Source organism: Mesorhizobium sp. C264A (assembly GCF_040324515.1).
Classification (GTDB): domain Bacteria; phylum Pseudomonadota; class Alphaproteobacteria; order Rhizobiales; family Rhizobiaceae; genus Mesorhizobium.
Window position 1 is genome coordinate 888,057 of record NZ_JAMYVY010000002.1, and the last position, 19,320, is coordinate 907,376.

The 19,320-nt window shown below is 63.5% G+C and carries 15 protein-coding genes; 9 read left to right on the plus strand and 6 right to left on the minus strand.

What is annotated here, in order from left to right; translation table 11 throughout:
* Positions 1–23: 23 nt before the first annotated feature.
* The 7 genes from NKL04_RS23245 (at position 24) to NKL04_RS23275 (ending at position 7,154) form a co-directional block, all read left to right on the plus strand.
* Positions 24–2,366 (plus strand): EAL domain-containing protein, encoded by a 2,343-nt coding sequence (locus NKL04_RS23245; protein ID WP_031209247.1) that lies wholly within the window; start codon positions 24–26, stop codon positions 2,364–2,366.
* Positions 2,367–2,533: 167 nt separating this feature from the next.
* Positions 2,534–3,301, plus strand: coding sequence for an N-acyl amino acid synthase FeeM domain-containing protein (locus tag NKL04_RS23250; RefSeq protein WP_023671342.1), 768 nt, complete (start codon positions 2,534–2,536; stop codon positions 3,299–3,301).
* A gap of 104 nt (positions 3,302–3,405) precedes the next feature.
* On the plus strand, positions 3,406–3,555 hold the full coding sequence (locus NKL04_RS23255; RefSeq protein WP_023671341.1) for a DUF3096 domain-containing protein: 150 nt from the start codon (positions 3,406–3,408) through the stop codon (positions 3,553–3,555).
* A gap of 166 nt (positions 3,556–3,721) precedes the next feature.
* Positions 3,722–3,946, plus strand: a complete 225-nt coding sequence (locus NKL04_RS23260) for an aa3-type cytochrome c oxidase subunit IV (RefSeq protein ID WP_023671340.1) — start codon at positions 3,722–3,724, stop codon at positions 3,944–3,946.
* A 101-nt stretch (positions 3,947–4,047) separates the two neighbouring features.
* Positions 4,048–5,325: a Re/Si-specific NAD(P)(+) transhydrogenase subunit alpha gene (locus NKL04_RS23265; protein WP_023671339.1), complete on the plus strand. Its 1,278-nt coding sequence runs from the start codon at positions 4,048–4,050 to the stop codon at positions 5,323–5,325.
* The gene (locus tag NKL04_RS23270) at positions 5,325–5,750 is read left to right on the plus strand and encodes a proton-translocating transhydrogenase family protein (protein WP_032885960.1); all 426 of its coding nucleotides are present in this window, start codon (positions 5,325–5,327) and stop codon (positions 5,748–5,750) included. Before NKL04_RS23265 ends, NKL04_RS23270 begins: the two co-directional genes overlap by 1 nt.
* Positions 5,751–5,756: 6 nt before the next feature.
* A complete protein-coding gene (locus NKL04_RS23275; RefSeq protein WP_023671337.1) occupies positions 5,757–7,154 on the plus strand; it encodes an NAD(P)(+) transhydrogenase (Re/Si-specific) subunit beta in 1,398 nt (465 codons plus the stop codon).
* Between the two features lie 91 nt (positions 7,155–7,245).
* Here NKL04_RS23275 and NKL04_RS23280 read toward each other — a convergent pair whose 3' ends face one another.
* Positions 7,246–8,163 (minus strand): membrane protein, encoded by a 918-nt coding sequence (locus NKL04_RS23280; RefSeq protein WP_023700421.1) that lies wholly within the window; start codon positions 8,161–8,163, stop codon positions 7,246–7,248.
* Positions 8,164–8,494: 331 nt separating this feature from the next.
* Here NKL04_RS23280 and NKL04_RS23285 point away from each other — a divergent pair, with 331 nt between their 5' ends.
* Positions 8,495–9,940: a hypothetical protein gene (locus NKL04_RS23285; RefSeq protein ID WP_023703663.1), complete on the plus strand. Its 1,446-nt coding sequence runs from the start codon at positions 8,495–8,497 to the stop codon at positions 9,938–9,940.
* Positions 9,941–9,976: 36 nt separating this feature from the next.
* On the opposite strand, the gene gyrB is transcribed toward NKL04_RS23285, so the two are convergent.
* The 3 genes from gyrB to NKL04_RS23300 form a co-directional block, all read right to left on the minus strand.
* Positions 9,977–12,448 (minus strand): DNA topoisomerase (ATP-hydrolyzing) subunit B, encoded by a 2,472-nt coding sequence (gene gyrB / locus NKL04_RS23290; RefSeq protein ID WP_023671333.1) that lies wholly within the window; start codon positions 12,446–12,448, stop codon positions 9,977–9,979.
* Positions 12,449–12,593: 145 nt separating this feature from the next.
* Positions 12,594–15,224: a caspase family protein gene (locus NKL04_RS23295; protein ID WP_023683525.1), complete on the minus strand. Its 2,631-nt coding sequence runs from the start codon at positions 15,222–15,224 to the stop codon at positions 12,594–12,596.
* Positions 15,225–15,300: 76 nt separating this feature from the next.
* Positions 15,301–15,870: an NADPH-dependent FMN reductase gene (locus NKL04_RS23300; protein WP_023683526.1), complete on the minus strand. Its 570-nt coding sequence runs from the start codon at positions 15,868–15,870 to the stop codon at positions 15,301–15,303.
* 216 nt (positions 15,871–16,086) lie between these two features.
* Between NKL04_RS23300 and NKL04_RS23305 the strand changes: the two genes are divergently transcribed.
* Positions 16,087–17,457, plus strand: coding sequence for a cytochrome P450 (locus tag NKL04_RS23305; protein WP_023671330.1), 1,371 nt, complete (start codon positions 16,087–16,089; stop codon positions 17,455–17,457).
* Positions 17,458–17,472: 15 nt separating this feature from the next.
* Here the strand turns inward: NKL04_RS23305 and NKL04_RS23310 are convergent, their stop codons facing one another.
* Positions 17,473–18,453: a complex I NDUFA9 subunit family protein gene (locus NKL04_RS23310; RefSeq protein ID WP_023695927.1), complete on the minus strand. Its 981-nt coding sequence runs from the start codon at positions 18,451–18,453 to the stop codon at positions 17,473–17,475.
* Between the two features lie 104 nt (positions 18,454–18,557).
* The gene (locus NKL04_RS23315; RefSeq protein WP_023700422.1) at positions 18,558–19,010 is read right to left on the minus strand and encodes a DoxX family protein; all 453 of its coding nucleotides are present in this window, start codon (positions 19,008–19,010) and stop codon (positions 18,558–18,560) included.
* Positions 19,011–19,320 lie beyond the last annotated feature (310 nt).

The following is a 19,320-nucleotide window of genomic DNA, read 5'->3' on the forward strand; positions in this document are numbered from 1 at the left end:
ACCTTTCTTAAGGCGAATGTGACATGACTGCGGTTCGTGCGACACCGCAGGCCATGCAAGAAAACAAAGCCGCAGAGATAGGTGAGGACGTCTATGCTGGGTTCGTGCGATCGTTGTTCAACGATCCCGGGATCCTGCTGATTGGCGCATTTTGCCATGGCCTCATCGGCATTCTGGTTTATTTTACCTCGGGGCATCCGGCCTATCTTGCATTGGCCGCGCTTATGCTTGGGGCGGGGCTTTACCGTTACTACGGCATCTGCAAAGGCCTGCGCATAGGCAGTTTCGAAACTTATGAACAAGCCAAGAAGTGGGAACGCTACTATCTGGTTGGCGGCACCATCCAGGCTTTCTTCATGGGGCTTTTCTGCTTCACCTCAATCTATCTCATTCCCGATGTCTTCGGGGAAAGCGCCGCCATCGCCGTCATAATGGGCTCGACGGTGACCATTGTCGGCCGCAATTACGGCTCCAAGACCATGGTTGCGGTGCAGGCCTTCACGGTCGTGCTGCCGATCGCGGTCGGGCTGATGCTCAAGGGACATCTCGGCGATTTCATCCTCGGCCTCTACATAGTGCCGTTCATCTTCATCATCACCCGGATGGCCAGCCACGTCCGCACCGTGCTGTTCAACGCCATTTCGGAGCGCAAGACGGCCGCCAGGCTCGCCGAGCGCTTCAACCGCGCGCTCAACACCATGTCGCATGGCCTGGTCATGCTCGGCCCCGACGGCAAGGTCGTGGTCGGCAATGCCGAAGCCGCGCATCTGATGTCGCTGCGCTCGCCCGACCAACTGCTCGGGCGGTCGATCCATTCGCTGCTCCTGCGCGGCGTCGCCGGCGGCATGCTGGCGCCGAAAGACTGTCGTTATGTCGAAGCGCAGCTGACGCGCGCCTTGCGCGAGGGCCGCGACCGCAAGGTGCTGGTCTCCTTCTCCAATGGCCAGCACTATGAGTTCTCGGCCCGCGAAGGCAATCAGGATCTCGGTGTCATCACCTTCGAGGACGTCACCGCCCGCGTCGAGGCTGAGGAAAAAATCCGCTTCATGGCGCGCTATGACAGCCTTACCGGCCTGCCGAACCGCGCGTATTTCCATGAGCTGGTCGGTGAAGCCATGGCGTCGGGCAGCCGCGACCGCCTGTGCGCCCTGGCGGTGCTCGATCTCGACGATTTCAAGAGCGTCAACGACACCCTCGGCCATCCGGTCGGCGACGGACTTATCTATGCCGTTGCCGAGCGGCTGGCGGCCGTCGCCGGGCAAGGCGTCAATGTCAGCCGTTTCGGCGGCGACGAGTTCATGATCTTCTTCGACCGCGTCGAGGATGAAAGCCATCTGACGGGCCTGCTCGACCAGATCTTTGCCGATCTGCAGGGCGAGGTCGACGTCGCAGGCCACGGTCTGCGCATCCAGGCAAGCGCGGGCGCCGTGCTGTCCAGGGTCGACGACACCGATGTCGACGCCATGATCGTCAAGGCCGATCTGGCGCTCTACAAGGCCAAGGAACTCGGCAAGAACAACTGGCGGCTGTTCGAGGCAGCGATGGATGCGGCGTTCCGCAACCGCCAGCTGATGAAGGCCGACCTGCGCACGGCGGTCGAAGGCAAGGCGCTGCGGGTGGTCTATCAGCCGATCGTGGCGATGAACACCATGCGCATCGCCAGCTGCGAGGCCCTGTGCCGCTGGGATCATCCCGATCTCGGGCCGGTTTCGCCCAGCATCTTCATTCCGCTGGCCGAAGAAATGGGCATCATCTCCGAGATCAGCACTTTTGTGCTCGCGGCTGCCTGCGCCGAATGCGCCAAATGGCCGGGCCAGACCAGCGTCTCGGTCAACCTTTCGGCCAAGGATTTCCGCAACCGCGACGTTGTCCAGAAGGTTCGCGACGCGCTTGCCACTTCGGGGCTCGCCGCCGGCCGCCTCGAGATCGAAGTCACCGAAACCGCGCTGCTCGACGACAAATCGCTAACGCGCCAGTATATCGAGGAACTGAAGCAGCTTGGCGTGCGCATTGCGCTCGACGATTTCGGCACCGGCTATTCAAGCCTGAGCTACCTCCACAAGCTGCCGCTCGACAAGATCAAGATCGACCGTTCGTTCCTGATGGACGTGACCCAGAACAAGCGTTCGCTCGACTTGTTGAAGGGCATCGTCGACCTGACCCGCGTGCTCGGGCTGACCGTCACCATCGAAGGTGTGGAAACCTTCGAACAGCTGAAGATCCTGGTGCATTCGGTCAAGCCGGACCTCGTCCAGGGCTTCCTGTTTGGCGCAGCACTTAGTGCCTCGGGCATAGAGACCATGTCCAACGTGACCTGGCCTTTCGCCGCCGAGCTGCGGCCGGCGGCAAAACTCGCCACGCCCTGACCCGTCATTAAATTGCGCTTGAAAAGCCCGTCTAAAAAGCGTTGTATTGTCTAGACGTTAACTGATTGTTAAGGTTAATGATCGGTAAACACAGACGATTAGAGTTTCATCTTCTTGTTCCTTCGGTCGTCCGGTATTGTTCTCCTGCGGCGGTACGAGGGGAAGTAATGGACACGCATCAGTCAGGTGTGCTTTCGGGTGCGGCAGTCAAATCTGGCCCGCCTTCCCTGTTCGCCCGCAACGTCCTCGACGTCCTCGAGCGTGTCGAATACCGGCGCTGCGAAAGCGGCGAGGATCTCGAAGCGGTCTACCGGCTGCGCTACAAGGCCTTTCATACACACGGCCTGCTTGACACCATTACCGAACAGAAGCTCGTCGATCACCTTGACGAAGTGCGCAATTGCTACTGTTTCGGCGTCTTCATGGATGGCGAGCTGGTCAGCACCGTCAGGCTCCACCATTTGACCCGTGAGACCCCCGAAGCGCCGATCATGACCGTTTTCGGCGACCGGCTGCTGCTGCGGCTGGCGCGCGGTGAAACCTTCATCGACCCGAGCCGGTTGGCGATCGATCCGCAAATGTCGTCGGCCAACCGCGCCCTGCCCTATGTCACGCTGCGGCTCGCGGTTATCGCCAACACCTTCTTCAACGCCACCAGCTGCATTTCGATGATCCGCGAGGAGCACACGGCCTTCTACCATCGCATCTTCGGATCGGTGCAGGTCGGCGAGCCGCGCCTCTACCCGCCCTTCACCATGCCGATCTTCTTCTATGAATCGATCTGCGAGCAGAACATGGCCCCGACGCTGGAGCGCTTTCCCTTCTTCCAGTCGACGGCGCTGGAGCGGCGTATGCTGTTTGCCAAGGCGCCGGCCGGCGAGCTCGCGCCGCTGACCATCCTGCCCACCGCTAAATATTTTCGCGAAGCAGCGTAATGTCGGCAAAGCCGGCGCACTTTAGCTCCCGGTGCGAGGAGCTTTCCGGCCGCTTCGGCGTTCTGGACGTCACGACCCCGACGCGGCCATAGAAAGGAACCGACATGCATATTCCCGAGCTAGCACTGACCCCGCTGATCTCGCTGATTGCCGGCGTGCTGATCCTGGTGATGCCGCGGCTGCTCAACTACATCGTCGCGCTCTATCTGATCGTCATTGGGCTGCTCGGGCTGTTTCCGCATCTAGCCGGTTGAAACGCAAAACCCTCAACGTTCGACGTTAGGCCGGCGACAAGAGCCCATACCGCCGGCTTTCAACATTCTTTGAGGCTGTTGTCGCTGGTCGTGCGGCAATAGCGCCATTGCTCTTGGTCCAGCTTTTCGCTATGTGCCTCAAAGATGTCTTCGAAGGGGTATTCCTATGGCTGATCACACGCCGACCGGTCCTGTCGAACTGGGCGCGAAGATGGACTATGCCGAACATGACCGCACCTATCATGGCTTTCTGGCGCTGGCCAAATACGGCTCGCTGTTCTGCGGCGCCCTGCTCCTGGCCATGGCTTTCGGCTTCTTCGCAGGCGGCTTCTTCTCCGCGACCATCCTGTTCGTGCTGATCCTCGCCCTCGGCGCCTTCATTCTCCGATAGTCTCTTCAGACCCTTGCCAAGGGCGTAGCCGGACATCCGGCCGCACTCTTTCGCAAAGCCGCACTCTTGCGCAAACAGGTTCCAGCCGAAAGGATCATGCGGTGGGACAGACGGTTTTCATCCCTCGCGAGCTCGATGCCAGCGAGCCTCGTGTCGCGGCCTCGCCCGATACCGTGAAGCGGCTGGCGGCGCTGGGCTTCGACGTCACCGTCGAGACGGGCGCCGGCACCAGGTCGCGCATTCCCGATGAGGAGTTCGCCAAGGCGGGTGCCGCGATCGGCAAGGCTTCGGATGCGAGACGGGCGGATGTGGTGCTGAAGGTGCGCCGGCCGACCGACGCCGAGCTGAAGGGCTACAAATCGGGTGCGGCGGTCATCGCCATCATGGATCCCTACGGCAATGATGCCGCGGTCGCGGCGCTTGCCGAGGCTGGGGTCACCGCCTTCTCGATGGAATTCATGCCGCGCATCACCCGCGCCCAGTCGATGGATGTGCTGTCGTCGCAGGCCAATCTCGCCGGCTACCAGGCCGTGATTGACGGCGCATCGGAGTATGACCGCGCGCTGCCGATGATGATGACTGCGGCCGGCACCGTGCCGGCGGCGAAGATCTTCATCATGGGCGTCGGCGTTGCCGGCCTGCAGGCGATCGCCACGGCGCGCCGTCTCGGCGCTGTCGTCACCGCCACGGACGTTCGTCCCGCCGCCAAGGAACAGGTGGCGTCGCTTGGCGCAAAGTTCCTCGCCGTCGAGGACGAGGAGTTCAAGGCGGCCGAGACCGCCGGCGGCTACGCCAAGGAAATGTCGAAGGAGTACCAGGCGAAGCAGGCAGCGCTCACCGCTGAGCACATCGCCAAGCAGGACATCGTCATCACCACGGCGCTGATCCCCGGCCGGCCGGCGCCGAAGCTGGTGTCGGCGGCGATGGTCGCCTCGATGAAGCCGGGTTCGGTGATCGTCGACCTCGCCGTCGAGCGCGGCGGCAATGTCGAAGGCGCGGTTGCGGGTCAGGTGGTGACGACGGCCAACAACGTTAAGATCGTCGGCCACCTCAACGTGCCCGGCCGCGTCGCCGCATCGGCCTCGCTGCTCTACGCCAGGAACCTGTTCGCCTTCCTCGAGACGCTGGTCGACAAGACCAGCAAGACGCTCGCCATCAACCGCGAAGACGATCTGGTTAAGGCGACGATGCTGACCGACGCTGGCCGCGTGGTGCATCCGGCCTTCGCCAAGGCGGCGGAACAGCCCCATATCGAACCGGCGGCCATTCCGGCCGAGACCATGGTGGCTGATGCCACGCCGAAGAAGGCTGCACCGAAAAAGGCGTCCGACAAAGCCACTGCCGGCAAGTCCGCCGCCAAGCCGAAGGGGATCGCGTGATGGATCAGACCTTGCAGAAAGCCCTCGATCAGCTCGACCAGGCAAGTGCCGCCGTCCGGCTGGCTGTGCAGAACCTGGCCAACGCGCCCGGTGGCGCCGATGCGGCGGGCGATGCCGCGCACGCACTGTCCGGCGGCGCCATCGATCCCTTCGTCTTCCGCTTCGCCATCTTCGTACTTGCGATATTCGTCGGATACTACGTCGTCTGGTCGGTGACGCCGGCGCTGCACACGCCGCTGATGGCGGTCACCAACGCCATCTCCTCGGTCATCGTCGTCGGCGCGCTGCTGGCCGTCGGCATCTCGGCCTCCGGCATTGCCACCGGCTTCGGCTTCGTCGCGCTGATGCTGGTCTCGGTCAACATCTTTGGCGGCTTCCTGGTCACCCAGCGCATGCTGGCCATGTACAAGAAGAAGGACCGGTAGAGAGCCATGAACGCCAACTTCGCGTCCTTCCTCTACCTGGTCTCCGGCGTCCTGTTCATCATGGCGCTGCGCGGCCTGTCGCATCCGACCACCAGCCGCCAAGGCAATCTCTACGGCATGATCGGCATGGGCATTGCCATTGCCACCACGCTGGCGCTGGCGACTCCGTCCGCCGGGCGCTTCGGCCTGATCGTGCTTGGTCTGGCCATCGGCGGCGGCGTCGGCGCCGTTACAGCGCGCCGCATCGCCATGACTTCGATGCCGCAGCTGGTCGCCGCCTTCCACTCGCTGGTCGGCCTTGCCGCCGTCATGGTAGCGGCAGCCGCCATCTACGCGCCGGAAAGTTTCGGCATCGGCACGAATGGCGACATCCACGCCCAGGCGTTGATCGAGATGAGCCTTGGCGTTGCCATCGGCGCCATCACCTTCACCGGCTCCGTCATCGCCTTCCTCAAGCTCGATGGCCGCATGTCGGGCAAGCCGATCATGATCGGCGGCCGTCACATCATCAACGCGGTCCTCGGCATCGCGCTGATCGTGCTGATCGTGCTTCTGGTCACCACCGAGGCCAAGCTGGTGTTCTGGCTGATCGTCGCGGCTTCGCTGGCGCTCGGCGTCCTCTTGATCATCCCGATCGGCGGCGCCGACATGCCGGTCGTCGTCTCGATGCTGAATTCCTATTCCGGCTGGGCCGCCGCGGCACTCGGCTTCACGCTTGGCAATCTGGCGTTGATCATCACCGGCGCGCTGGTCGGCTCGTCCGGCGCCATCCTGTCCTACATCATGTGCAAGGGCATGAACCGGTCGTTCATCTCGGTCATCCTCGGCGGCTTCGGCGGCGAGACCGCGGCGGTTGCCGATGACGGCATCGAACGCACGGTCAAGCAGGGCTCGGCCGACGACGCTGCCTATCTGATGATGAACGCACAGAAGGTCATCATCGTGCCGGGCTACGGCATGGCGGTCGCCCAGGCCCAGCACGCGCTGCGCGAAATGGCCGACAAGCTCAAGGCCAATGGCGTGGATGTCAAATACGCCATCCACCCCGTGGCCGGCCGCATGCCCGGCCACATGAACGTGCTGCTCGCCGAAGCCAATGTTCCCTATGACGAAGTGTTCGAACTGGAAGACATCAACTCCGAGTTCGCGCAGGCCGATGTCGCCTATGTCATCGGCGCCAATGACGTCACCAATCCGTCCGCCCGCGACGACAAGTCGTCGCCGATCTACGGTATGCCGATCCTCGACGTCGACAAGGCCCGCACCTGCCTGTTCGTCAAGCGCTCGCTCGGCTCGGGCTACGCCGGCATCGACAACACGCTGTTCTACAAGGACGGCACCATGATGCTGCTCGGCGACGCCAAGAAGATGACCGAGGAAATCGTCAAGGCCATGGATCACTAAGCCGCCGCAACCTTCCACTGGAAGGTTGTCGGTCCATCATCGGAAACAAAAAAGCCCGGTTCGACCGGGCTTTTTGATGTTGAAGACCGGTTCAGCGGCTGGTCAGGAAAACCGCTTCCTCGTCGTCGCGCTGCCTGCCGCCCAGGGCTGCCGCAGCGCTGGCGATGAAGGCGCCGATAACCAGCGACAGCGCGCCAAGCAGGGCGAAGGTGGCGCTGCCTTTCCGCGCGGCGTCGGCGGCCTGCTTTGCCTTGACCTTGGCGTCCTCGACCCTGGCCACCAGGGCGTCGACACGCGCCTTGGCGTCGGCCTCGGAAAGCCCGGTGCGGGCGGCGACCAGCTGCGACAGATAGGTCTTGTCGTCAGCCGAAACTTCGCCTGCCGCCGCACTGGCGATGAGGATGCGCGAAGCCTGCCCGGCCGCAGCCGCATCGCTGTCCGGATTGGCCGCCGCGAGCCTGGCGGCATCAGCCGGACGGAACAGCGTATCCACGAGATAGGACGTTGCATTGTCGGCCGGTGCGCTGCCGGCATTGGCGGACGCGCCGGCCGAAGCACCCATGGCGGCGCCTGAGGCAACAGTAGAAGCCGCCTGCACGCCTGAACCAAGCACTGCCGACAGCGCCGACCCGAGAATGCCGACGACCAGCAATGTCGCCAGCGCCCAGGCGAGGAGGCCGTGCGCGGTGTCACGGAAATAGACCTCGTCGGTGTGGATGCCGACCCATTTGGTGCGCAGGCGTCCGGCAAGATAGCCACCGACCCCGGAGGACAGCCATTGCACGATGATGAGCCAGATGGCGCCGGACACCGCGAAGGTGGTCAGCGAGGCACTGGCGCCGGACCACGGCGAGACCATGGTCAGCCCCAGCCCCGAACCGAGCAGCATGAGGATGAAGGTCAGCGTCGAGGCCGCGAAGGCGCCGGCGATGATCGGACCCCAGCTGACGGCCGGGGCGGAGGATTCCGTTGAGGCGGATACGTCGACAGCCGATACGGTGGACTGCATCGACGCCTCCTACCGTACGAACAGCATGATGAGAATGATGATCGGGATCGGAATACCGAGCAACCAGAGCAAAATACCGCGTCCCATAAAGAGCCTCCCTGCGAGAAATTGATCGATGTCGTCACAATGTTCCTGAGCGATTTCCGTTCCGAAGGGCAATGAAATGATTTGCTTGCCGGGAACGGAACTATTTTCCGCGCGGCCCGAGGCACAACTGCGAAACTGTGGATTGGTTCACGGAGTTCCACATGGGCTGCCGTGTATTGTTGGCTCGGTGAGCCGGGGGTAGCATGAGCGATCCCGCCGTCGGATGTCGTCAACGGAGACGCTGATGCCCAAGACTGTCGCATCGCTGGCTTACAAAAAGGCGCAGCCCGGCCAGGCGGTGGTGATCGTGCACGGCATGGGCGAGCAGCGGCCGATGGGTACGCTGAGGGGATTCGTCCAGGCGGTCTGGAGCAGCGATCCCACCCGTGCTCCACCCTACGCCCAGATTCCCGATCCGGCCGTTTCCGGCGCCACGATCAACCAGAGCTGGATCACGCCCGACAGCCGGACCAAGTCACACGAGCTGCGCCGCATCACCACGCCCTACGACGTCGATGGCCGCCGTACCGATTTCTACGAGCTTTATTGGGCCGACATCACGCAAGGCACGACGCGCGGCCGGCTGGCCGCCTGGGTGACGAACCTGTTGTGGCGCAAGCCCGCCGACATTCCGCTCGACGCCCGCAAGCTTTACGTCGCCACACTTCTGATCGTTATCGTCATTCTGGGCGCAGCACTCGTGCTGGCAACATCGGTCTGGCAACAGGCCGTTACCTTGACGACCGGCCTGATGATCACCACCCTCGCTTCTTTTGTCATCTGGGCGGTCGATCAGTTCGCCCTGCCCTATTTCGGTGACGTCGCCGCTTATGTGCGCGCCGAGGCGGCGACGATCGAGAAGCGTGCGCTGATCCGCGACAGAGGCCTGACGTTGCTCAAGACGCTGATGAAGGACGATGCTTACGACCGCATCGTGCTGGTCTCGCACAGCCTTGGGTCGATCATCGCCTATGATTTGCTGCAGATCCTGTGGGCCGAGTTCCGGCCGCGAAGGCTGGAAGCGGTCCGCGACAAGGCCAAACTGGCGGCGGTCGAGGCCGTCGACAAGGCAACGCTCGGCTCTGATGGGTCAGCGTGGCCAAAGAACCTTGAAGACCTCGCCGGATTCCGGCGCGGTCAATGGGCGCTCTACCAGCAGCTTCGGACCAAGGACGCCGACCACCCGCTGCCCTGGAAGATCAGCGATTTCGTCACGCTTGGCAGTCCGCTCTCCCACAGCGAATTCCTGGTGACCTACAATCTCGCGGAATTCAGGCGTGGCCTTGCCGAGCGCCTGTTCTCGGCTTGCCCGCCGATTGCCGATGACGGGCGCCCCGGCGGCACCGTGCTTTACCGGGAAGGACACAGCCAAGGCAAGGCGCAGCGCGCGGTGCATCATGGCGCGGTGTTTGCGGCAACGCGCTGGACGAACGTCTACGACCGCGGCAATGGCTGGGCGACAGGCGATCCGATTTCCGGTCCGATGACGGAAAACTTCGGCCCCGGTGTGGAGAACATCCAGATCGAGCTTCGCAGCTCACTTGGCCGTATCTTCACCCACACGCTTTATTGGTCATCGACGGCAAACGGCGTCGAAATCGCCCTGCCGGCGGGCACCGCGCCGCGCTCGCATCTGCAAGTGCTGCGCGACGCGGTGGACCTTGGTCGGAAGCTGGAGCCAAAGGCCTGACCCGGAGTGGAGCTCCGGCGGCAAGGCCCCCAGCCCTCAAATGTCCAGATTGGCAACTGACAGCGCGTTGTCCTGGATGAATTCGCGCCGCGGTTCGACCTCGTCGCCCATCAGCCGCGAAAACAGCGAATCCGCATCGGTGGCGTCATTGACCTTGACCTGCAGCAGCGAACGCACATTCGGGTCGAGCGTGGTTTCCCAGAGCTGCTCGGCATTCATCTCGCCGAGGCCCTTGTAGCGCTGCATGGTCAGGCCCTTGCGGCCGGTCGCAAACACCGCGTTGAGCAGCGCCAGCGGCCCCGAAATGGTTTCGGAGACATCCTTGCGGCGCAGCACCGGCGGCTCGCCATAGACTTCCATGAGGCGCGGGGCATAGCGGTCGAGCTGGCGTGCGTCGGCCGAATTTATCAGCCCGGCATCGAGCTGCGCGAATTCCTTGACGCTGCGCACCGTGCGTTCGAACACATAGCCGCCGACGCCTTCATTGGAGGTCGACAGCCGGCCGGTCCAGCCGCGCTCGGTGTCCTCGGCAATGATGTCAAGGCGCTGGGCGACGCGTTCGGCCATGGCATTGGCGCGGCCGAGGTCGTTTAGCACATCGGCGTTGAGCGCGCCGGCGATCGCCGCCTGTTCGACCACGCCCCTGTTGTAGCGCGTGTGCAGCCCGTTGATGAGCTGGCGCACGGCCAGTGCATCATCGATCGAGCCGCGCAGATCCTGTCCGGCCCGCGCCTCGCCGGAGGCAAGCGTCAGCGACGCCTCCTCCAGCCCGGAGCCGATCAGGAACTCCTCGAAGGCGCTCTCGTCCTTGATGTATTGCGAGCTTTTTCCGCGCGTCACTTTGTAGAGCGGCGGCTGGGCGATGTAGAGATGGCCGCGCTCGATCAGCTCCGGCATCTGGCGGAAGAAGAAGGTGAGCAGCAAGGTCCTGATATGGGCGCCGTCGACGTCGGCGTCGGTCATCAGGATGATCTTGTGGTAGCGCAATTTGTCGGCGTTGAACTCGTCCTTGCCGATCGAGGTGCCGAGCGCGGTGATCAGCGTGCCGATCATCTCGGAGCCGAGCATGCGGTCGAAGCGCGCCCGCTCGACATTGAGTATCTTGCCGCGCAACGGCAGGATTGCCTGGTTCTGGCGCGAACGGCCGCCCTTGGCAGAGCCGCCGGCCGAGTCACCCTCGACGATGAAGATTTCGGATTTCGCCGGGTCGCGTTCCTGGCAGTCGGCAAGCTTGCCAGGCAGAGAGGTGACGCCGAGCGAGCTTTTGCGGGTGATGTCTCGGGCCTTGCGCGCGGCTTCGCGCGCCGCGGCCGCCTGGATCACCTTGTCGATGACCACCTTGCCCTCGGTCGGGTGTTCTTCCAGCCAGGTGCCAAGCGCCTCGTTGACCAGGCCTTCGACCACCGGGCGGACTTCCGACGAGACCAGCTTGTCCTTGGTCTGGGAGGAGAATTTCGGGTCGGGAACCTTGACCGACAGCACCGCCGTCAGGCCTTCGCGGCAGTCGTCGCCGATCAGCGCCACCTTTTCCTTCTTGGTCAGGCCCGACGATTCGCCATAGCCGGTGATCTGGCGCGTCAGCGCGCCACGGAAGCCGGCCAGATGGGTGCCGCCATCGCGCTGCGGGATGTTGTTGGTGAAGGCCAGCACGTTCTCGTGGTAGCTGTCGTTCCACCACATCGCCACTTCGACGGTGATGCCGTCGCGCTCGGCCTTGATGGCGATCGGCTTGTCGATCAGCGGTTTCTTGACCCGGTCGAGATATTTGACGAACTCTTCCAGGCCGCCATCATAGTGCAACTCGTGGCGCACGAGATCGGCATGGCGGGCATCGGTCAAAATGATGCGCACGCCGGAATTCAGGAAGGCGAGCTCGCGCAGCCGGTGCTCCAGCGTGCCGAAGTCGAACTCGACCATGGTGAAGGTTTCGGACGACGGAAAGAAGGTGATCTCGGAACCGCTGCGGCCCTCATAGGTGCCGGGCTGCTTGTTCTGCTCATAGCTGCCGGTCGCCTTGAGCGGCGCATCGGCATTGCCATGCGTGAAGCTCATCTCGAAAATCTGGCCGTTGCGGCGGATTTTCAGCTTCAGCCAGGCCGACAACGCGTTGACCACCGAGACGCCGACGCCGTGCAGGCCGCCAGACACCTTGTAGGAATTCTGGTCGAATTTGCCGCCGGCATGCAGCTGCGTCATGATCACTTCGGCCGCCGAAATGCCTTCGCCAGTGTGAATATCGGTCGGAATCCCGCGGCCATTGTCGATAACGGTGACCGAACCGTCGGGATTGAGCGTCACCGTGACCAGATCGGCATGGCCGGCCAGCGCCTCGTCGATGGCGTTGTCGACCACCTCATAGACCATGTGATGCAGGCCCGAGCCGTCGTCGGTGTCGCCGATATACATGCCCGGCCGCTTGCGGACAGCGTCCAACCCCTTCAAAACCTTGATGGAATCGGCGCCGTATTCGGCCTCAGCGCCGTTGGCGTTGTCGCTTTGATCGCTCATGAAAACCTGTCTGATTGATGCCGCATGCTCAGCGCGAAAAAATGGCTTCGAATCACGCCGCTTTGATGTCCTAGATATAGGCGCAAAAGGCGGTTTTTCCAAGGTTTGCGGGCATTTCAGGGCTGAATCCCGAGCTGGCAGCCGGCTATTTTTTCGCGGCTTTCAATTTGGCCAGAAGACGGCGCAGATATTTGATCGTGGGTTTGTCCCTCGGCGCCAGTTTGCCTGTGCGGTCAAGCTCCAGCGTCAGGTCTAGCGCCTGCGACAACACAGCCTTCGGATTCTTCGCCACATAGGCATAGTTGATATAGGCCTGTACCAGATCGAATTGCCAGATCGCATTGTCCGGATCGGACAGGGCCAACCGCTGGCGGATGGCCAGGCTGGCTTCGAAGGCCTTCTTCGAGCCCTCATAGTGGCGCTGCTTGGTCTCCAGCAGGCCTATTTCCTCGAACGTGATCGACAGGTCGCGCTGCCAGTCGGAATTGCCCGGGTCGAGATTTGCCAACCGGTCGGCAATGACGAGACTGTCCTGGTAGTTCTGCAAAGCACCGGCGATATCGCCCTGGGCATCAAACACGCCGGCAATTTTTTCCAGACAGACCGACAGGTCGCGCTGCCAATCGGTGTTGCCTGGGTCGCTGGCGGCAAGGTCTCGCGCCGTGGCCAGCGCCTGCTGGTAGGCCTCCAACGCGAATGGCCAGTCCTTCTGGTCGCCGTAAGCATTGCCGATCTTGGCGTAACCGACCGACAGGTCGCGCTTCAAATCGGTGTCGTTTGAGTCGCGGCGCACCAGCGCTTCGGCGATTATTTGGCTCTTGTTGTAGGCGTCGAGCGCGCCCGCAGCGTCGCCACGCTCGCGCAGGACGTCGCCGATCCTGGTGTAGCTGACGGAGACGGCGCGCTGATGCCTGGGGTCGTCGGGGTTGTTCTGCGCCAGCGCCAGCCGAATTCTCAGGCTCTCTTCGAATGCAGTCTGGGCGCCATCCAGCTGGCCGGCGGTACGGGCAAGACCGCCGATTTCGTCGTAGGTAATGGTCAGGTCGCGCAGCAGATAGACGCTGTTCGGCTCGGCATCGGCCAATTGCTGCTTGATGGACAGGCTTTGCTGGTAGGCCTGGGCTGCCGCACCCAGGTCGCCTTGCGTGGCCAGCACATTGCCGATCTTGTCATTGGCCATGGCGAGATCGCCGAGCCAGTCCTTCTTGTCCGGCACGTCTGTGGTCAGGCCCTGCAACATGTCCCTGGCCGCCTCATAGTTTTGCAGGGAGGCCGGCAGATCGCCTTGCGCCATCTTGATGTTGGCGAACTTGATATGGCCGATGGCGAGGTCGCGCTTGACGCTCGGATCGGTTTCCTGGCGCGCTCGCTGCTCAAGATTGGCGACCAGCGCCGCAAAGGCGCGGCCGGCGGCGTCGGTGTTGCCGACCGTTGTGTAGAGGATGCCGAGCTCTTCCAGCGTGCGGCTTTGGCGGTCGGCCTGTTCCAGGCTGAGCGAGGTCTGCCCGGCTTCGCCATAGAGCGCCAGCACCGTTTCATAGTCCTTGATGGCGGTTGCATAGTCCAGGGTGGCACGCGCCGCGCCGCCCGAGAGAAATCGCGTCGCGGCTTCGGACAGGGTGCGGCTGACGAAATTGGCCTTCAACGCCTGGCGCGAGACATTGTCGACGTCGGCGGCCTTGGCGAGGATCACGCGTGCACCATCGAAAGCGCCGAGCGCCAACTGTTCCTCGGCCTGGCGGCGCAGTTCGGTCACCTGCGGGTCGTCGGCGGCCAGCGTCTTCATCTCGCCGCGCACCTTGACGAAGGCGTCGGCCGCCTCGCGCAGCTTGGCGTCCAGGCTTTCGCCGGAGAGATGGCTGGTGTCGGAACTGATCAGCGCGCCATAGAGCGGCGCCAGCGGCATGTCGGCATCGCTGGCGACCCGTTCGACCGCGCCGCGCATTTCCGGCGTCACATCGGCCATGGCAAGCAACAGCCGCTCGCGCTCCGGCAGTTGTTCCTTGGCCGCCGAGGCGAAGAACAGCTTCGGCAGCCCGCTCTCGACGTAGGGCAGCTGTTTTCCGCGCGAAAGGTCGTAGACCTCCTGCTGCACCAGCGTCAGCACCGAGCGGATTTCGAGCCCGTCGGTGCCGAGGTATTTGATCAGCGCCGCTGTAAAGGGCGAATTCGCACCGGTACCGTCGGCAGCCGTCTCGCCGGGCGCCGCCGAAAAGGCGAACAGGATGTTTTCCGCCTTGCCGACGCGTCCGAGGCCCGGCTTGATCTTGTCCACCAGGTCCTTGATCAGCGATGTGGCGCCACGCCCGTCGCCGTTGCCGCCTGTGAACGGATCGCTGCGGCAGGCGTCGAGCACGATCAGCCCGACCTTCGCCGTGGCGGCAACCGCATCGCGCACTTCCTCCAACGGCAGGCTGGTCTTCTCCAGCTGGTCGAGCGAGGAGGCATCGGCATCGACCGGCAGAAGACGGTTGTCGCCGGAGATTTCGACGCCATGGCCGGAGAAATACACCAGCGCCACGTCGGCGCCCATGGCGTCCTCGCGAAAATCGTCGAGAGCCCGGCGCATGCGCCTGAGATCACGATTGGTCTCGACCACGACCTCGAAGCCGAGCTTCTTCAGCGCCACTTCCATCACCTCGCCGTCATTGACAGGATTGGCCAGCGGCCGCACCAGCCGGTAGTCGTCCTCGGCAATGACCAACGCCACGCGCCGCTCCGCCACCGCTGTGGCGGTGGTCGCAAGCATCAACAGCAAGGCAAACAACAGGCGCAAATCGAACCGCCCCCGGCTCAGTCACCTGCCGACCATTCCACCTCTTTATGGCATGAGCAAGCCGGGGCCGGCTGCGTTACGTAGCCCGCATCGGCTTCAGCGCCCCGCTCCAGCGCGAGAGCTCGTCCAGCATGGTCTTGGTCCCACCCTCTACCTGCTCACTAGCCTGGAAGGAGCCGTCGCTCTCCAGCAGTTTCTGATACATCGGCAGCGCGACGCCTTCCGAGATGGGCATGACGCCCACCGCGGTCAGCAGCGGCTTCAGCGCCTGCGCGGCGCGCAGGCCTCCGGAAATGCCGCCATAGCTGAAGATGGCGGCTGGCTTGTATTTCCATTCGCGCGCAAGGTAGTCGATGGCGTTGACGATCGCAGGCGCCACGAAATAATTGTACTCCGGCGCCACGAACACGAAGGCGTCGGCGGCATCAATGACCTTCGACCAGGCTTTGGTGTGGTCGTTCTGGTAATTGCCGAGCCTGGGGTGATGCGGCTCGTCCAGAACCGGCAGATGGAACGTGGCAATGTCGGTCAGCACCGGTTCGAATTTGCCGTGCTCGCGGGCAAAATCCTCCAGCCAGTGGGCGAAGACCGGCCCGGCGCGGCCCGGCCGCGTGCTGCCGATTATGATGTTCAGCTTGTGCTTCAAGCGGACTCTCCTGGGCGATTGGCAGTAGCTGTTGGTAACTGTCACCTATGGCAGAGTGTCCAACCGGACAAGCCGCACCGTTTCACCGGCGGTCACGATCCGATGAACACACCGTCTGTCGGGCACACCGGGCGCTGCAGCGTTTCAGTTTGCCGTTCGGTCACATGGACGCCCGGATTGCCAGCCACTACATCTGAGCTATCAGCGGAGCACCTCATGGACACGCAGCCCGTCCCCTTCGTGCCGCCGGCGCCCAGGCCGCGCACGACGCCGCCTTCGACGCTGGAGATGATGCGGATCGTCTACCGCAATCCGCTCGAACTGTGGGGCGAGCACACCTACAACGAGCCCTGGATTTCGGCGAATGGCGTCGGCGGGCATCTGATCGTCGCCAACGATCCCGGCCTTATCCGCCACGTGCTGATCGACAACGCCAAGAACTACAAGATGGCGACGGTGCGCCAGATGATCCTGCGACCGATCTTGCGCGACGGGCTGTTGACCGCCGAAGGCGAGGTGTGGAAGCGCTCGCGCAAGGCGATGGCGCCGGTGTTCACGCCGCGGCATATCTTCGGCTTCGCCGAGCCGATGCTGCGCCGCACGATGCAGTTCGTCGCCCGCTATGACGAAGGCGGCATGACCGATGTCGCCCATGACATGACGCTGCTCACCTACGATATCCTGGCCGAGACGCTGTTTTCGGGCGAGATTGCGGGCGAGCCCGGCAGTTTCGCGCAGGAGATCGACCGCCTGTTCGAGACCATGGGCCGCGTCGATCCGCTCGACCTGTTGCGCGCGCCCGAATGGCTGCCGCGGCTGACCCGCATCCGCGGCCGCAAGACCATGGCCTATTTCCGCAAGATCGTCACCGATACGGTCAAGATGCGCGAGGAGCGGCTGAAGCGCGACCCCGACACCGCGCCGCAGGATTTCCTGACGCTTCTGCTGCGCGCCGAAGGCCCCGACGGGCTGACGCGGGCGGAAGTCGAGGACAACATCATCACCTTCATCGGCGCCGGCCACGAGACCACCGCGCGGGCACTGGGCTGGACGATCTACTGCCTCGCCGAAGCGCCGTGGGAGCGCGAAAAGGTCGAGCGCGAGATCGAGGCCGTGCTGGCGCGCGAACCCGACCCAACGAAATGGCTCGAGGCAATGCCGTTCACCCGCGCCGCCTTCGAGGAGGCGCTGCGGCTTTATCCGCCGGCGCCGTCGATCAACCGCGAGCCGATCGAGACGGAGACCTGGAACGATCTGGTGCTCCCCAAGCGCGCGGCCGTACTGGTGATGCCTTGGGTCGTCCACCGCCACAGAAAACTGTGGGACATGCCCGACGCCTTCATGCCCGAACGCTTCCATCCGGGAAACCGCGAGAAGATCGACCGCTTCCAGTATCTGCCGTTCGGCGCCGGTCCGCGCATCTGCATCGGCGCCAGCTTCGCCATGCAGGAGGCGATCATTGCGCTGGCCATCATGCTGTCGCGCTTCCGCTTCGATGTGACCGCCGAGACCAAGCCGTGGCCGGTGCAGAAACTGACGACACAGCCGCAGGGCGGCCTGCCGATGCAGGTCACGCGGCGCGTTTAACGGCGCAACGCCTTGTTACGCGATACCGGCGGGCTTGCGCTGGAACTGGCCTGCGGCGCGGAAGCGCCAGAGATAGCTGGGCAGGATGGTGCCGATAGACTGCGGCTGGATGTCGAGGCCGGCAAGGTTCCGGTTGGCCTTGTTGGCCTCCTCCGACACGATGTTGGGCTGGCGCAGCAGCAGCACCTGGTCCTTGGTCAGCAACGGGTTGGGCAGCAGGCCGAGGATCGAGGCCTGCAGATTGGCCATCCACCACGGCACCGGTACCAGGAGCCGCTTGCGCTCGATGACGGTCAGCAGCTCTTCCATGCACTGCTTGAAGGTGAGCACTTGCGGCCCGCCGAGTTCATAGATCTGGCCACCCTTGACCTTGCCCTCGACCGAACGCGCCACGGCTTCGGCGACATCGCCGACATAGACCGGCTGGAACTTGGTCTGGCCGCCGCCGATCAGCGGCAGCACCGGCGAATAGCGCGCCATGTCGGCGAAGCGATTGAAGAAACTGTCCTCCGGTCCGAAATTGATCGCCGGACGGAAGATGACGGCGTCCGGGATCGTCTCCAGGACGGCCTTTTCGCCGAGCGCCTTGGTGCGGGCATAGTCGGATTCGGCGTTGAGGTCGGCGCCCAGCGCCGAGATGTGGGTGAGCCCTGCGCCGACCGAGCGTGCGGCTTCGGCGACGGCGCGGGCGCCGAATTCGTGCACGGTGTTGAATTTCTGCCGGCCGCTTTCATGCGGGATGGCGACCAGATTGATGACATGGTCGGCGCCCTGCACGGCGCGGTCGACCGACCAGCGCACGCGCACATTGGCCTGCACCGGCTGGATCTGGCCGACATTGCCGAGCGGCTGCAGATGTCCCGCCAGATCGGGCCGGCGCACCGCCACCCTGATGCGGTAGCCGCGCTTGGCCAGCGCCCGCACGATGTGGCGGCCGACGAAGCCGGAGCCGCCGAAGACGACCACGAGCTTGGGGATCTGCAGGATTTCGGTCATGGCTGGCTCCGGCGCTCGAAAGCTTGGCTGAAGCCGTTTCATAGTCCGTTTTGGGCCAAAGGCAAAGGGTGACGCGTCGTCGCTGCCACCCTCTTATAGACCCTTCAGAACGCCTTGCCGAGGCGCGCGTCGACCGACTGGCGGTTGCCGCCGCGGATAACGAAGAACAGCAGGATCGCCGCCCATAGAAGCGACTTTTCAGCGCCGGAAAAGCCCTGGCCGACAGTGATCCAGTGGAACCAGACGGTGACCAGCAGCACGATCATGCCGGCAAAGGCGGCGGGCCGAGTCAACAGGCCGATGGCGATCAGAATGCCGCCGAAGAATTCGGTGCAGGACAAAAGCAGCGACCAGAACGCGCCGGGATAGAAGCCGAGGCCTTCGACCATCTCGGCGGCGCCGAAAGGGTTGGTGATCTTCTGCGAGCCGTGAATGGTGAGAAACCCGCCGGCGACGACGCGCAGAAGGGTTTCGGCGCCATCATGCAGCGACGAATACAGGCGGCCAAACACCGGAACGATAAGTTTGCCGCGGGAAGCGTCGGTGGTTGCGGACATCGTAGCTCCTGTTGTTGTGACGATCCCTCGCAACGCCCGATGGTTCCGGCAAGTCAAGTTCACAAAAGTTAACTCCGCCATCATGTTTTAGCACACAGAGCACGAACGCAGAAAACCCCGCCGAAGCGGGGTTTTCCGGGTGACGCAACGGTCGAGACAGAGCGCAACGGGGCGGATAAGCTGAGACGGCATACGCCCGCCCGGGCCCTGGACGCATCCGACAGAAGACACCGACCGGGCAAACCCGACCCGGCAGCTATTGGTCGTTGCGATCGGTAGAAAGGTTCAGCCAGGTCGCGTTGTCGCAGGA